The organism is Gilliamella sp. G0441 (genome assembly GCF_050589305.1).
In the GTDB taxonomy this organism is placed as follows: Bacteria; Pseudomonadota; Gammaproteobacteria; order Enterobacterales; family Orbaceae; genus Gilliamella.
The window spans coordinates 44,639-59,862 of sequence record NZ_JBNRJF010000012.1 but is presented as its reverse complement, the minus strand read 5'-3'; the positions used below and the strand labels follow the sequence as shown (position 1 = coordinate 59,862).

The 15,224-nt window shown below is 38.1% G+C and carries 16 protein-coding genes; 9 read left to right on the top strand and 7 right to left on the bottom strand.

Annotation, left to right across the window (positions count from 1 at the left end):
* Positions 1–53: 53 nt before the first annotated feature.
* The 5 genes from flhA to flgA all read right to left on the bottom strand — a co-directional run bounded on the left by flhA (position 54) and on the right by flgA (position 4,922).
* Complete coding sequence (gene flhA / locus ACKJXD_RS10085; protein ID WP_430876220.1) at positions 54–2,141, bottom strand: flagellar biosynthesis protein FlhA; 2,088 nt, start codon at positions 2,139–2,141, stop codon at positions 54–56.
* Between the two features lie 8 nt (positions 2,142–2,149).
* Positions 2,150–3,289, bottom strand: coding sequence for a flagellar biosynthesis protein FlhB (gene flhB, locus ACKJXD_RS10080; protein WP_430876219.1), 1,140 nt, complete (start codon positions 3,287–3,289; stop codon positions 2,150–2,152).
* Between the two features lie 143 nt (positions 3,290–3,432).
* Entirely contained in the window at positions 3,433–3,867 is a 435-nt protein-coding gene (locus ACKJXD_RS10075; RefSeq protein WP_065558033.1) for a flagella synthesis protein FlgN, read from the bottom strand.
* 26 nt (positions 3,868–3,893) lie between these two features.
* The gene (gene flgM, locus ACKJXD_RS10070) at positions 3,894–4,190 is read right to left on the bottom strand and encodes a flagellar biosynthesis anti-sigma factor FlgM (protein ID WP_220216098.1); all 297 of its coding nucleotides are present in this window, start codon (positions 4,188–4,190) and stop codon (positions 3,894–3,896) included.
* 72 nt (positions 4,191–4,262) lie between these two features.
* A complete protein-coding gene (flgA, locus tag ACKJXD_RS10065; RefSeq protein ID WP_430876218.1) occupies positions 4,263–4,922 on the bottom strand; it encodes a flagellar basal body P-ring formation chaperone FlgA in 660 nt (219 codons plus the stop codon).
* 153 nt (positions 4,923–5,075) lie between these two features.
* Here flgA and flgB point away from each other — a divergent pair, with 153 nt between their 5' ends.
* The 9 genes from flgB to flgJ are packed head-to-tail and all read left to right on the top strand — an operon-like array spanning position 5,076 to position 12,308.
* Positions 5,076–5,486 carry a flagellar basal body rod protein FlgB gene (gene flgB / locus ACKJXD_RS10060; RefSeq protein WP_267349920.1) on the top strand — a complete coding sequence of 137 codons (411 nt, stop codon included), beginning with the start codon at positions 5,076–5,078 and terminating at the stop codon, positions 5,484–5,486.
* Between the two features lie 5 nt (positions 5,487–5,491).
* On the top strand, positions 5,492–5,896 hold the full coding sequence (flgC, locus tag ACKJXD_RS10055; protein WP_411597012.1) for a flagellar basal body rod protein FlgC: 405 nt from the start codon (positions 5,492–5,494) through the stop codon (positions 5,894–5,896).
* A gap of 13 nt (positions 5,897–5,909) precedes the next feature.
* A complete protein-coding gene (locus tag ACKJXD_RS10050; RefSeq protein WP_220216102.1) occupies positions 5,910–6,629 on the top strand; it encodes a flagellar hook assembly protein FlgD in 720 nt (239 codons plus the stop codon).
* A 16-nt stretch (positions 6,630–6,645) separates the two neighbouring features.
* The gene (gene flgE / locus ACKJXD_RS10045; RefSeq protein ID WP_065558039.1) at positions 6,646–7,857 is read left to right on the top strand and encodes a flagellar hook protein FlgE; all 1,212 of its coding nucleotides are present in this window, start codon (positions 6,646–6,648) and stop codon (positions 7,855–7,857) included.
* Between the two features lie 14 nt (positions 7,858–7,871).
* Positions 7,872–8,627, top strand: a complete 756-nt coding sequence (locus tag ACKJXD_RS10040) for a flagellar basal body rod protein FlgF (protein ID WP_430876217.1) — start codon at positions 7,872–7,874, stop codon at positions 8,625–8,627.
* Between the two features lie 15 nt (positions 8,628–8,642).
* Positions 8,643–9,425 (top strand): flagellar basal-body rod protein FlgG, encoded by a 783-nt coding sequence (gene flgG, locus ACKJXD_RS10035; protein ID WP_267361001.1) that lies wholly within the window; start codon positions 8,643–8,645, stop codon positions 9,423–9,425.
* Positions 9,426–9,446: 21 nt separating this feature from the next.
* Complete coding sequence (locus ACKJXD_RS10030; RefSeq protein ID WP_255556776.1) at positions 9,447–10,127, top strand: flagellar basal body L-ring protein FlgH; 681 nt, start codon at positions 9,447–9,449, stop codon at positions 10,125–10,127.
* A gap of 11 nt (positions 10,128–10,138) precedes the next feature.
* A complete protein-coding gene (locus ACKJXD_RS10025) occupies positions 10,139–11,248 on the top strand; it encodes a flagellar basal body P-ring protein FlgI (RefSeq protein WP_430876216.1) in 1,110 nt (369 codons plus the stop codon).
* A 16-nt stretch (positions 11,249–11,264) separates the two neighbouring features.
* On the top strand, positions 11,265–12,308 hold the full coding sequence (flgJ, locus tag ACKJXD_RS10020; RefSeq protein WP_430876215.1) for a flagellar assembly peptidoglycan hydrolase FlgJ: 1,044 nt from the start codon (positions 11,265–11,267) through the stop codon (positions 12,306–12,308).
* Between the two features lie 158 nt (positions 12,309–12,466).
* Here the strand turns inward: flgJ and flgL are convergent, their stop codons facing one another.
* On the bottom strand, positions 12,467–13,423 hold the full coding sequence (gene flgL, locus ACKJXD_RS10015; RefSeq protein ID WP_065558128.1) for a flagellar hook-associated protein FlgL: 957 nt from the start codon (positions 13,421–13,423) through the stop codon (positions 12,467–12,469).
* 14 nt (positions 13,424–13,437) lie between these two features.
* Entirely contained in the window at positions 13,438–15,081 is a 1,644-nt protein-coding gene (flgK, locus tag ACKJXD_RS10010; protein WP_430876214.1) for a flagellar hook-associated protein FlgK, read from the bottom strand.
* Positions 15,082–15,224: the final 143 nt, after the last annotated feature.

Genomic DNA, 15,224 nt, shown 5'->3' with positions numbered 1-15,224 from the left:
CGCTTTTTATTACTGAACTATCTATTTAAGTTCTATTAATCAGATTTCTGGTATTATTCTGTACCAATTTGACAAGTCATTTTAATTTCTCGATTATCCGTGATTTCTAAGTTTGACAACACCACTAGCTGTGGAAAATGGGGTCTTAAAAATTGTGATAACATCGGTCTTAATGTGTGGTTAACCAAGAGTACAGGCGGTGCACCAATGGCATCTTGCTGATTTAAAGCTTGCTTCACTTGTTGAATAATATGATCCGCCAGTCCCGGTTCAACATTACTGGTATTTTGGAGTGCTTGTAGCAACAACCGCTCCAAATTCACATTTAAACCAATAACATTAATTGCCCCATTCCCCGGAAACCATTGTTGTGTTATCACTCTTCCTAATGCTATTCGCACTAAGCTAATTAATTGATAAGCATCGTTTTGATTTGGTGCATGTTCACTTATGGTTTCGATAATTGTGCGCATATCACGTATTGACACTTTTTCGGCAATTAAATTTTGGAGTATTTTATGAAACGTCGTTAACGTAATAACGCCCGGTATAAAATCCTCCAGCAATTTTGGAATATCTTGTTTAACATGATCCAGTAACTCTTGTGTTTCCACTCGTCCTAATAAATCACTGGCGAACTGTTGTAACAAATGATTAAAATGGGTCGCAATCATGGTGCTGGTATCAACAACGGTATAACCTAAGATTTGAGCATTTTCTTTATTACTTGCGTCTATCCATACCGCAGGTAATCCAAACGCAGGCTCGGTAGTGGGTATTCCGTCAATGGTTTCTGCCACATTCCCCGGATTAATCGCTAACCATTTATTATTAACAATTTCACCTTTTCCTATTTCCCCGCCTTTAATAAATAATTTATATTGATAAGGCGCGAGCGATAAATTATCTCGGATATGAACTTGAGGCGGTAAAAAACCAAACGTTTGAGCAAACTTTTTCCGTAAACTGCGTATCCGACCCAATAATTCACCATTCTGAGTCTGATCTACCATAGGAATTAATCCATACCCCACTTCCATTGCTAAAATATCCTCAATACTGACGTCCGACCAAGATGCTTCAATATTACTAGGTGTCGTTGCTTGCGTATCAATTTGCTTAGTGCTGGCCGTCGTATCATTTTTCTTCTGCTTATTAAGCCACCAGGACAACACAACTAATATCGCAGTAAACAGTAAAAACACTAGATTTGGCATACCCGGAATCAAACCCAATAATCCAATGACTACCGCAGTCAAGATTAATACTTGTGGATTTTTAAACAACTGGTTTAGCATCTGTTCACTGATGTTTTCTTGTGATGTCACTCTTGTCACGATCACGCCAGCAGCCGTTGAAATAATTAAAGAAGGGATTTGAGCAACCAGACCATCACCAATAGTTAATAATACATACGTCTGACTCGCATCCGCTAGTGCCATACCATGTTGTACAACCCCTACTAACAGCCCACCGATAATGGTAATTGCCATTATCAATAAGCCAGCAATCGCATCCCCCCGAACAAATTTACTTGCTCCGTCCATTGAACCATAAAAATCGGCTTCTTGGGTGACTTCGGCTCGGCGTGCTTTGGCTTCGTCTTCACCAATCAATCCAGCATTTAGATCCGCATCAATTGCCATTTGCTTACCGGGCATACCATCTAATGCAAAACGAGCCCCAACTTCGGCTATTCGCCCAGCCCCTTTGGTAATAACCATAAAATTAATAATCACCAAAATGATAAAGACCACAATACCTATCGCAAAATTGCCACCTACCAGAAAATGACCAAAGGCTTCAATCACACGACCTGCGGCATGACTGCCAGTATGACCTTTTAACAGAACAACCCGCGTCGAGGCAACATTTAATGACAAGCGTAATAAAGTCGCAAACAATAACACGGTTGGGAAAGCAGCAAAATCAAGTACACGCTTAGTAAACAATGCCACAATCAAAATAATAATTGATAACGCAATATTGAAGGTAAAAAACAGGTCTAAAATAAACGCAGGTAACGGTAATACCATCATTGAAAGAATCAATAAAATTAGCAGTGGACCTGCTAAAATTTGATAATGCCCTTTTTTAAGCCCATTGGTTGATAAAAACGAAACTATTTTATTTTTAATCATGTAATTAATTACCGCCTTGGTTGATTTTCTGCTAATGACTCAGGTACCGGCAAATTGTTAGGTGTAATCGGTTTATCACCGCCAAATTTATGCCACCGTTTTAATTGATAAACCCAAGCAAGAATTTGCGCAACAGCTGTATATAATTCGGTTGGAATGGTCTCGCCAATTTCACCATAACGATATAAAGCCCTAGCCAGTGGTGGCGCTTCTAATTGTGGAATATGATGTTGATTGCCGATCTCCCTGATTCGTAAAGCGATTTGATCGGTTCCTTTTGCCAATACTTTAGGGGCTATCATGGTTTTTTCATCATAATGTAAAGCAACCGCATAATGAGTCGGGTTGGTTACAATGACATTTGCTTTAGCGACATCTTTCATCATGCGACGCCTTGCCATGGCTTGCTGCATCTGCCGAATACGACCTTTTATTTGAGGATTCCCCTCTTGCTCTTTAAACTCATCTTTAATTTCCTGTTTTGACATCATCAGTTTTTTTAAATTACTCCAAATCTGATAAAAGATATCAAAACCGACCATCGGAATAAGTGACATCACCATGAATAATCCACAAATCAAAATAAGATCCATCGCTTTTGTTAATGCGCTATTTAGATACATTTTTGGAAGAGAAAGCAGATTTGGAAATAAGTCGAATAATAACAATGAAGCAGCTAAGGTAATTAATATGACTTTTAACATACTTTTAAATAATTCCGCTAAAATTCGGCGACTAAACATCCGCCCAAAACCAGAAATCGGATTCAACTTTTTAAAATTGGGTTTAATTGATTGCCAACTAAATAACAAGCCACCCACACAAAGCGGCGCCACAATAGCAAAGATAGCCAAGGCAAAAAACAGAGGAACAATAGCCCAAAAACCTGCGGTCATTAACTCAATCAAATTGGTCAGAATACGAGATTCATCATTTACACGAAAAGAGACCTGCATCGCAGTTTTTATTATGATGATTAACTTCTGGACTAATGCTGAACCCATTAACCAAAAAAGCATAATGCCCACCAACAAAATAATGACGGAAGTCAATTCTCGTGAACGGGGTATCTGTCCCTTCTCTTTAGCTTTTTTTAGTTTGCTATCGGTGGGGCGTTCGCTTTTATCTACATCACTTTCATTAGCCATGATAGGGGTTAATAGTATCTAACTGTCTAAATAGAAATAAAATAGTACACAGTATGTACTTAACACACTAAAGTTATTGGCTTGATTAAACGACAAATTAAGGTGTATTTAACGCGTTTACACTGAACACACCGCAATTATCATTAAACTTTTGCTCGTTTTGATGAGATTGTTTCGGTTTGTTGATAACCATTATTGGTATAAACAACCGGATTATGAATACTTTTTAAATGATCGATAGTTTGCTGAGTACGATGCATACGATTTTGAATAATCAAACCATTATCACGATTGATATTCGCTAATAACCGCGTAGTGGTTGTAATGGATTGCCATTGCTCTGCCAGTTCTGGATTTTCACTATAAGGGGAAGATAGATTGAGTTGTTTACTGGTATTAATTCGTTTTTCATCTAATAATTTTAATTCAATAAGTAATTGACTCTTTTTATTGATGATTTCATTAAGTTGATTGATAGAACTGTTTTCAATAAGCACTTGTTGCTCGGTCTGCAAAATGTCTGAAAGTGTTTGTAACATGACGGTTATTTTATTTAAGATGTCATTTAATTCTAACATTTTTATTTCCTTTCAAACTTTACTAACTATTCAATATTTTCAATCATCTGTTTGATAAGTTCATCAGCTATTTTTGTGGTGTTTATCACTAATTTACCTTCAGTAATAGCCTGTTTTATGTTATCAACTTTTTCCATATCAATGTCATTATGCGTAGACTGTAAAAGCGATAAGGTATTTTGACTTAATGTCACATTAGCACTGCTGGTCAGGCTATTTTCTGTCTGCTGAGATGATCGTGGGCTTTTTTGTTGCTCATTGATAACATCACGATTAAGTAATCCTGCTATTGTCGTTACCGATTTAGTCGCTTCTATACTCATAAAATACCTTTGATCAAAAATTTAATGATTTGTTTAGTCTAATTATCGGCAAAAATAAAAAAATCATTAATTTTATTTATCGAAAATTGTCACACCTTCTTGCGTAACAATACCTTCAACAATATTGCCAGAATTAAGCTTTACACTAATATGATCATCTAAGGCGCCGTTATTGAGAGATTTACCTTTTGTTGCAATCACATACCCCTCTCCATTAATCAAGACTTTCACCATTTGACCAGCCTTGATGTGCCAATTTTGTTGCAGCATTGAAGTTCGAATTGGCTCACCAAGCTCAATGTTACGTAATGCAATATGATTAATAATGTGCTGTTTATTTAAAATTACCGAATTGGCTAAAAGATCAAGTCGCCCCAATTTTGACCGTATCAGTGCATCAGTAATGATCGTTCCTGCACTTATAGGTTTATCAGCGACAAAATAACGTCCCTCTGCACTGACTTTTATTTGCAAATACTGGGTTTTATTACCGCATTTAACGCCAATGGTCATTGTACCCCACTGTTTTTTATTATTCAGTAGCGTAATTTTGGGCTCATCACACATTAACTGCGGTTTAGGCGATATATAAGATATCGAAATATTATCGACAGGAACCGTTATATGTTTTGAAACTAAATCATTCACCGCTCTTTCAAATGAATCAGCCATCGCCATATTGGTCACCAATAACAGTGAAATAAGCTGTATTAATCTAATAACCTTAATCATATTTGCTTGTTTTAAAATTATTTGTAAGCCGATTTTACTGTATGAACAATTTTATTGAATGTTGAAATAAGGACAATTTTTGTTGTTATTTATACGATGAGTTTTTTTTGATTCACATAAAATTTTAAATATCAAACAAAGTGAGACGATTTTATGCTGAATAAATTAGACACCTTTATTAATTTTCATCAACAAGCATTAAATGTACGTGAAAAAAGACAAACTATCTTAGCATCAAATATTGCTAATAGTGATACACCGAATTATCAAGCGCGTGATATTGATTTTAATGCCGAATTGAAAAAAGCACTAACTCATCAGAATAGTCGCCATCACCTACAACTTAACGTAACGTCGAATCAACATATACAGATCAATGCACCTGCTATGACAAATGTAAATATGCTTTATCGTATTCCTTATCAAGCATCAGCGGACGGTAATACGGTCGAAATGGATCAAGAACGCACAGCATTTATGGATAACAGTATCCACTATCAAAGCAATTTAACTTTTTTAGGTGAACAATTTAAAAATGTAATGTCTGTATTACAGCAAGGATAATCAATATGAGTTTTTCAATTTTTGCAATTTCTGGCTCGGCCTTAATGGCACAAACTCAGCGAATGAATGTCAGCGCCAGTAATTTAGCGAATGCTGACAGCATCACCAGCACATCAGGAAAAGCATACCAAGCAAAACAAGTTATTTTTCAGGTGGATAATGACGGTGAGCAAAATAGTATTGCTGGCGTTAAAGTCGCCCAAGTGATTGAAGACCCGTCACCTATGAACTTAGTTTATGAGCCACATCATCCATTAGCCGATGAGAAAGGTTACATCCAAAAACCCAATGTCGATGTTGTTGCCGAAATGGTCAACACCATATCAGCATCACGCAGTTATCAAGCCAATGTCGAAGTCATTAATACCGCCAAAAGCCTAATGTTAAAAACATTGACATTAGGTCAATAGCAAGGAGTGATAGATGGGTGTAACAAATGTGTCTGTATCCGAATCGGTAGGCGTAAACGGTGTTCAAACCAAACAAAAAAGTACAACTGATGGCAATTCGAGTAAAGAATTACAAGATAACTTTTTAACGTTACTGATTGCTCAGATGAAGAATCAAGATCCAACCAATCCAATGGATAATAGCCAATTAACCTCGCAACTTGCTCAAATTAACACATTAGCGGGGATTGAAAGATTAAATACCACGCTAGGGATGGTGTCTGGGCAAATTGACGATAGTTTATCGGTCAATGCCAGCAACATGATTGGTAAAGGGGTAATGGTACCTGGCAATAAAATTTTAGTGGCGACCTCTGAGCTTGAAGGTACTGATAACGAAACCGAAACCATTACCACCCCATTTGGTTTTGAGCTAATGCGTGATGCTGATTCAGTCATCATTACGATTTTAGATGAAAATGGTAATGTCGTACGTGAAGTCGATTTAGGTTCGATTCCTGCTGGAGTTAGCTCCTTCACTTGGGACGGTCAGCTAAACGATGGCACCACCGCCCCCGATGGTAGTTATACCTTTTCGGTCAATGCCAGTTACGATGGACAAAAAGTATCCTCAACGTCACTTGGCTACTCGGTAGTCTATGGTGTGATAAACAGTAAAGTTAATAATAAAGTATTACTCGATTTAGGAATACTTGGTTCAATTAGTATTGACGAAGTACGTCAAATTCTTTAAGGGAGATGAAATTCAAATGGGATTTTCTCAAGCAATTAGCGGCATGAATGCTGCATCAAAACAATTAGACGTCATTGGTAATAATATTGCCAATTCTGCAACCGTTGGCTTTAAAAGTGCGAGTATCTCATTTGCCGACATGTATGCCGGATCAAAAGTTGGTATGGGTGTGAAAGTTGCAGCCGTCATGCAAAATTTTGGTGACGGAACAACAACCGCCACTAACAATAGTTTAGATGTTGCTATTTCTGGCAATGGTTTTTTTCGCTTAGTGGATAGTAGTGGACAAATTTATTATAGCCGTAATGGTCAATTTCAATTAGATGCCGAGCGCAACATCATTTCGGCGGATGGTTTGCAACTCACTGGCTACTTAGCCACCGGCACACCGCCACAAATTGCACAAGGTGCAGCACCGGGGCCTCTTAAAATTTCGCAAGAAATGTTAAATGCTGCCGCAACAACAAAAGCATCATTACAAACTAACTTAAACTCAAATAGTACGGTACCTGAAAAACAGCCTATTAATGCACTTGATGCCGATACGTTCAACTACTCAACAACGCTGACAACTTACGATTCGCTCGGTAATCAACGTAATGTACAACTGTTTTATGTCAAAACAGCCGATAATCAATGGGATGTGCATTATCTTGACAGTAGCGACCCGAATGCAACATTACAAAAAATGGGGCAAATGGAATTTGATTCATCCGGTAAATTAATCAGTGATCCAGAAATGACCGTAAATATTAACGGTATTAATGGCTCGGCTGACAACACCTTTACACTATCACTGGCTAATAGCTCTCAACAAAATATGGGCAAAGAAGTGGGCAGTATCAAAACCCCTGTCGTTGATGGTTATGCACCGGGGGATTTAGTCGGGTACAACATCAATAATGATGGATCGATTTACGGTATCTATTCTAACCAACAAACCATGTTGTTAGGTCAAATTGCGATGGCGGATTTTGCCAATGTAAACGGACTAGAGTCAGCAGGCAATAACAATTGGCGTTCAACACTTCAATCCGGCGCTGAAGTATTAGGTATCGCAAACTCAGGCACGATGGGCGCATTGACCAGCGGTGCAGTAGAATCATCCAATGTGGATATGAGTCAAGAATTAGTCAACATGATTGTTGCCCAGCGCAATTATCAATCTAATTCACAAACCATAAAAACGCAGGATCAGATACTTAACACATTGGTTAACTTGCGTTAATTAAGGAATAAATTATGGATCGCGTTATTTATACAGCCATGTCGGCAGCAAGTCAGACTCTTCATCGGCAAGCAATAACCAGTAATAACCTAGCCAATATTTCAACATCAGGCTTTCGTGCCCAATTAGCCGCAATGAAAGCGATACCTATTGTTGGCAGCACTATGCCAACCCGAACAATGGTCACGGCAACCACCCCCACATTTGATGCCAGTATGGGGGCATTTAATTATACTGGTCGAGAATTAGATGTTGCTTTAGCCGAAGATAACTGGTTAGCGGTACAACTTGCCGATGGTAGTGAGGCTTATACCCGTAATGGTGCGATCCAAATTGATGAAGAAGGTACATTGCGTGTGCAAGGATATCCTTTAATGGGTGATGGCGGTGTATTAACCGTTCCGCAACAATCAAAAGTCAGTATCAGTTCAGACGGGACTTTATCAGCTTTAGGCGCAGGTGATAAACCGACCACTATAGCCCAAGTGGGTAAAATTAAAAAAGTCCAACTTAAACCCAACGAAATAATTCGGGGTGATAATGGCTTGTTTCAATTGACTGAACAAACACGTAATGCCCGTGGCGCCGTATTACCCGATAATCCCAATGCCAAATTGATGTCGGGCGTATTAGAAGGCAGTAACGTTAATCCCGTTGTCGCAATGGTTGATTTAATCAGCCATTCTCGTCATTTTGAAATGCAAATGAAAGGGATCACAACCGCTGACGAAAATGCTCAAAAAGCGAATCAAATATTATCACTGACTTAATTAGGAGTATCACCAATGATTAAATCACTCTGGATTGCCAAAACCGGTTTAACCGCACAACAAATGAATATGGATATTATTTCCAACAATCTAGCCAATGTCAGTACCAGTGGTTTTAAACGGCAAAGAGCAGTATTTGAAGATCTGCTATATCAAACTGTTCGCCAACCGGGCGCACAATCTTCAGAACAAACTACCTTACCGTCAGGCTTACAAATTGGCACAGGGGTAAGACCGGTTGCCACCGAACGAATTCACAGCCAAGGTAATTTAGAATTAACCGACAACAGTAGTGATATTGCTATTAATGGACAAGGCTTTTTCCAAGTGCTATTACCAGACGGAACCCAAGCTTATACCCGTAGTGGCGCATTTCAAGTTAACCAAAATGGACAACTCGTCACCGCCAACGGTTATGAAATTCAACCAACCATTAATATTCCCGCAAATGCGATTAAAATGACGGTCGCGCGTGATGGTATTGTCAATGTCACCCTTGCCAATCAATCCTCGCAAGTACAAGTAGGTCAACTGACATTACACACCTTTATTAATGATGCAGGACTTGAAAGCATGGGTGAAAATCTTTACTTAGAAACCGAAAGTTCTGGTGCGCCGACTGAAAACACCCCGGGGCTAAATGGTGCAGGATTGCTATACCAAGGTTATACCGAAACATCGAATGTCAATGTTGCCGAAGAGCTGGTAAATATGATTCAAGTACAACGTGCTTATGAAATTAACAGTAAAGCAATTTCGGCATCCGATCAGATGCTACAACGATTAAATCAGTTATAAATTAATACCATGATAAACGTGATGAAATCCCTGTATATCGTGATCGCTGCGCTGTGCTTAGTGAATTGCGCACAGTTACCGAAAAAACCATTAGTCAAAGGTGAAACGAGTATCGTTCCGCAAATGCCAGAAATTGTTAACACCAGCGGCTCTATCTATCAAGCAGCACAACCAAGTAATTTTGGTTACCAACCCATGTTTGAAGATCGCCGTCCACGCAATATTGGTGATGTGTTAACCATAGTATTACAAGAAAACGTTAGTGCCAGCAAAAGCTCATCAATCAATGCTGGACGTAATAGTTCACTGAATTTAGGGCTAAAAGCTGTGCCCACTTTTTTAGATGGACTGGTTGGACGTGGAAAAGTCGAAACAGACATGTCTGGCGGTAATGATTTTAAAGGATCTGGAGGAGCAAACGCTAAAAATACCTTTAGCGGTACTATTACTGTCACCGTACAAGATGTCATGATAAACGGCAATTTAAAAGTCATTGGTGAAAAACAAATTGCGATTAATCAAGGAACGGAATTTATACGATTTTCAGGTGTAGTTAACCCTCGAACAATTAGCGGCAATAATACCGTTATCTCAACACAAGTAGCCGATGCCCGTATTGAATATGTCGGAAATGGTTACATCGATGAAGCACAAACTATGGGTTGGCTACAGCGTTTATTTCTTAATCTTTCACCGTTTTAACGAGTCTTAGCATGATAAAAAAATTACCTACTCTTATCTGTTTTATCTTAATGATGATTTTAGCGATACCTTATAGTTACGCTGAACGCATCCGTGATCTAGTCACCATACAAGGGGTACGTGATAATGCGTTAGTAGGTTATGGCATTGTGGTGGGACTTGATGGAACGGGCGACCAAACCTCGCAAACACCGTTTACGATTCAAAGTATCACCAATATGTTGTCTCAATTAGGCATTACTGTTCCAACAGGTAGCAATATGCAACTTAAAAATGTTGCCGCCGTTATGGTCACAGCAAAATTACCCGCTTATGCACGAGTAGGACAACAAATAGATGTCGTGGTATCCTCACTGGGTAATGCCAAAAGTTTACGAGGGGGCACATTAATTATGACGCCGTTAAAAGGCGCAGATAACCAAGTTTATGCGATTGCTCAAGGTAATCTTTTTCTGGGCGGAATGGGCGCAAGTAGTGGCGGAAGTAGTGTAAGTGTCAACCAATTAGCTGGTGCGACGATCCCGAATGGTGCAACGATAGAACGTGAATTAGTCATGCGATTAGATGAACAAGACATTATTCACCTACATCTGAATCAATTCGATTTTACTCAAGCCTTAAAAATATCTGAAGCGATTAATAAATTACAAAAAAACACCGCTGTGGCACAGGACGGTACGACGGTGACAGTCAAAATGCCTGTTACCAGTCAAGAACGGGTTAAATTATTATCACGAATACAAAATCTTGAAATTGGTGCTACGCCGATCTCAGCCAAAGTTGTTATTAATACTCGTACTGGGGTTGTGGTCATGAATCAAAAAGTCCAGTTGGATAACTGCGCTGTCGCCCATGGTAACTTATCGGTTGTCGTCAATAACAAACTTAAAGTTAATCAACCCAATACACCTTTAGCGGGTGGGGAAACCGTGGTCACACCTGAAACACAAATTGCGGTTGAAGAGCAAGGTGGTGCATTACAAAAAGTCACCGCAGGGGTGAATTTAAATAGTGTGATTAAATCGCTCAACTTACTGGGTGCCAATCCGACCGAATTAATGTCAATCCTTGAAGCACTTAAAAAAGCCGGTTGCTTACATGCTTCGTTAGAAACCATTTAGATATAAAAAATAGAATATGAATAATCTGATTAATCAATCTGTTCACCGCTTTGCCTATGATGTAAATGGACTAAATCAATTAAAGCGCAATGTGGCAAAAGGGACTAACCAAAGTATTAAACAAGTTGCCGAACAATTTGAAACGCTATTTATTAATATGATGATGCAATCAATGCGTAAAGCAGTGCCAGACAGTGGATTATTCAATCAACCTGCAACACAACTCTTTACCTCGATGTTTGATCAGCAAATTGCTCTGCAAGCAGCAGGTAAAGGGTTGGGGCTTGCTAATATCATTACCAAGCAACTCACGCATGGCAAACCTTTGTCACCCAATGTATCATCGTCGGGCACTATTCCTATTCAACCCCAAAAATCGTCGCAACAACCTAACCTTAAACTTGCACAATCTTTATTTAGCAACGCATCAGCGACAGTTACGCCTGAAGCATTAGGACAAATGCTTTATCATAGCCATAAAATCGATAATGCTTCAAAAATAAATGCATCAGAAATCACATCGTTAAAACCTGCCGATAAGGCAAATCAAGATCATGTAACCGCATTTATCAAAGAATGGCTTATTCCTGCTCAACAAGCTTCAAAAAGTTCAGGTATACCTTACGAAGTAATCATTGCACAAGCTGCATTAGAAACAGGTTGGGGACAAAAACTGATTAAAACCACAGATAACCAATCAAGCCATAACTACTTTGGTATCAAAGCCACGCCGACATGGCAAGGTAATGCGACTCGCTTAACAACACAAGAATTTATCAATGACCGAATGATAAAAATTCAAGATAATTTCAAAGTCTATACCAGTAAACAACATGCATTAACTGACTATATCAATCTATTAACCAAAAGCCCTCGCTATCAGGCGGTGGTCAAAGCCCCCGATGCAAGAACCGCCGCCAAAGCATTACAAGCAGCAAAATACGCAACCGATCCCAACTACAGTGACAAGCTCATACAAATTATTGCGCGTATAGAACAAATTGCTCAACAAAATTCAATAACGACCGTTTCAGGTTTCAGGAAAATAGCGTTTAATTAATCTTTTTTTTCCAGTAAAACGCTTCAATTCCACTGTGTGATTATTGACTCATTAAAAAAAGACATAAAAAAGGAGGCTTAAGCCTCCTAAACGTGTTGGATATATATTGTTGTAGTTATAATGAGTAGAAATAAATACTATTATCTGTTTTCACTCGACTATTTCATTTGAAACAGTGACATGCTTTGCATGTTCATAAATGTATATTGTGCTGCTTGTAAGTTAGCTTGAAGCATAACGTATTCTGAAATGGCATCGTACCAATCTACATCTTCAAGTTGGCTAATTTGCGTTTCAAACTCAATATCTAACGTTTTACCCAGTGTTGTTAATCTTTCGACTTCTTGTAATACTGTTCCACCTTTTGCTCTAAGGGTCGAAACATTATCAAATGAGTTATCAACACCACAACTTGCTTTAGATAAGCCTTCTCGAAATTGCTTAATGGTATCTTCATTGTTATCATCTAAATCGAGCTTTAACGCATCAAGCGCATAATCGATACTCGCAAATAGATTACTTTCTGCTGGCGAACCGTCTGGCAACTTAACGGTAGAGCCTGTCATAAAGGCTTCAAGACCGGTAAAACTGAGTGGGACTTCGCGTGAATCATCAATAAAAATATTAATTGTGGTGGTACCACCGACATAACTCACTTCGCCAGATTCACTAACCACAAAAGGGGGCGTATCATTTTTATTACCGGCAAACAGATAATTGCCGTTAGTGTCTTTTGAATTGGCTAAAGCGACAAGCTGATCTTTCAAACCTTGTAATTTATTTGCCAAATCACGTCGGTTTTCATCATTTAACGTTTCATTACCGGCATAAACCAATGTTTCTTGAATACTTTGTATGACGGTATTAACTTCTTTTAAGATAGTATCTTGACGACTAAGTGACTTATCGGTACTTTCACGCGCGGCTTGAAATTGGTCGTTTCGAGATTGCGCTTGTTTTAATATTAATGATTGTGATGCGCCCATCGGATCATCAGAAGGCGATAAAATCTTTTTACCCGTTGCTAAATGTAACCCCGATTTTTGCCATTTATTGTTGGTATTTAAAATACTATTTAAATTTTTTTGATACATTGAATTGGTACTTACACGCATTTTTTATCCTTTTATCACTTCGCTAAACCTAAAATAGTGTCAAATAGCGTTGTTGCAGCATCAATAACTTTGGCATTTGCTTGATAATACTGCATATAAACTTGCATTGAGATATACTCTTCTTCAATATTTACACCCGATATTGATTGATTTTGTTCGTCAATCTGCTGCGTTATATTTTGGCTTGATTGTGCCGAAATTTTAGCGGTTTGAGTTTCACTACCAATATAGTTAACTAACGTGCTATAAGCGCTGCTTAAGGTCGTTGTACCGTTAATTAATTTTTCATTTTGTATGTCTAATAATTTGCTCACATTGCGGTTATCACCCGCACCGTTTTCTTCATCATTAATTCCGGTTGCCAATTTATTCACATCTGTCACTAACAACGCTAATGACGATGCAATATCAGCAACAGGTTTAATTAAAAACGAATCCCCTTTTACCGCATTACCCGTTATTTCAATCGATAAACCATCAAACATTAGTTTGCCATCTTCAATTTGAGGGGTAATAGTTTGATGATCAGACAGTCTTGTCACAACCCAATCAGTACCATTAAATTCAATTTTATAATCCGAGGCTTTAACTTCGGTGACTGAATCAAAATTGATTTTAGCGGTAGCATTACCTTGATTTTTAGCATTAGTGATACTACTTGGTTGACGGTAATCAAACATTTTTTCACCGGCATGACCATTAATATCCACGCCAGACATATGCACTTCGTTGAAACGTTCAGCTAAATTAAGTGCAATTAAGCCCAATTGATTGCGAGCTTGAGAGAGTGGTCCATCACGAAAAGTTAATAATCCATTTAATCGGCCTGATGCGATATTTTGACTTGTCAGTTCTTGAGTCGCACCAGAATTATGCGTGTAAACAATTGTATTTATTGCAGGATCTTGTTGTGACGGTTGAACAGATAGTAAGTTCACCGACGATCCCTGCACTAAACTTAAACCGTTAGCTAACGACAGATTATATTGTCCATTTTGCTCCGTCACGGTAATTCCTATAATTTCGCTCAATTCATTGACCAGCTGATCACGCTGATCAAGCAAGGCATTAGGTTCATTACCACCACTAACGGCTTGTAATTTTGAGATTTTTTGATTTAATTCAGCAATTTGCTCTAAATAAGTATTAACCTGATCGACATTATTCGTTAATTCAGTATTGATATTGGCAATTTGATTTTTAAGATTATTTTCGGTTTTATTAAATTGTCCAACCAACGACGTCAAATTACTGATAACCGATTGTTTTGTCGAGGCATCACCCGCACTTGACGTAAGCTTATTTAAACTAGAAAAAAGATTATTTATTTGCGATGAAATGCTGTTTTCATTTTCAGCTAAAAGATTATCAACTTTTGATAATTCATTATAATATGATTTAATCGATCCATTTTGTGATTGCGATTGTCGCAATTGCCCAACAACAAATTGGTTAAATGCACGATTTACCGCTGTCACTGAAACCCCATTACCGACAAAACCAAAATGATGATGAGTACCATTTGCCTGCGTTAATATCTGTTGTTGCCGATTATAGCCTGCGGTGTGGGCATTACTGATATTATTGCTAATTACATTAAGCATATTTTGCGCTGCATTTAATCCACTAATTCCAGTATTCATCAATGAATTTGCCATTAAAAAACTCCTTAATATAACTTAGTTAATAACATCATGATTATTTGTAAACTTAATTTTTATATCGGCACAATTCATTAAAGCTTTAATCATTTTTGCTATTTTTTTTGAATTTTTATTTTTTTATTTTCAATTCAGCAGAT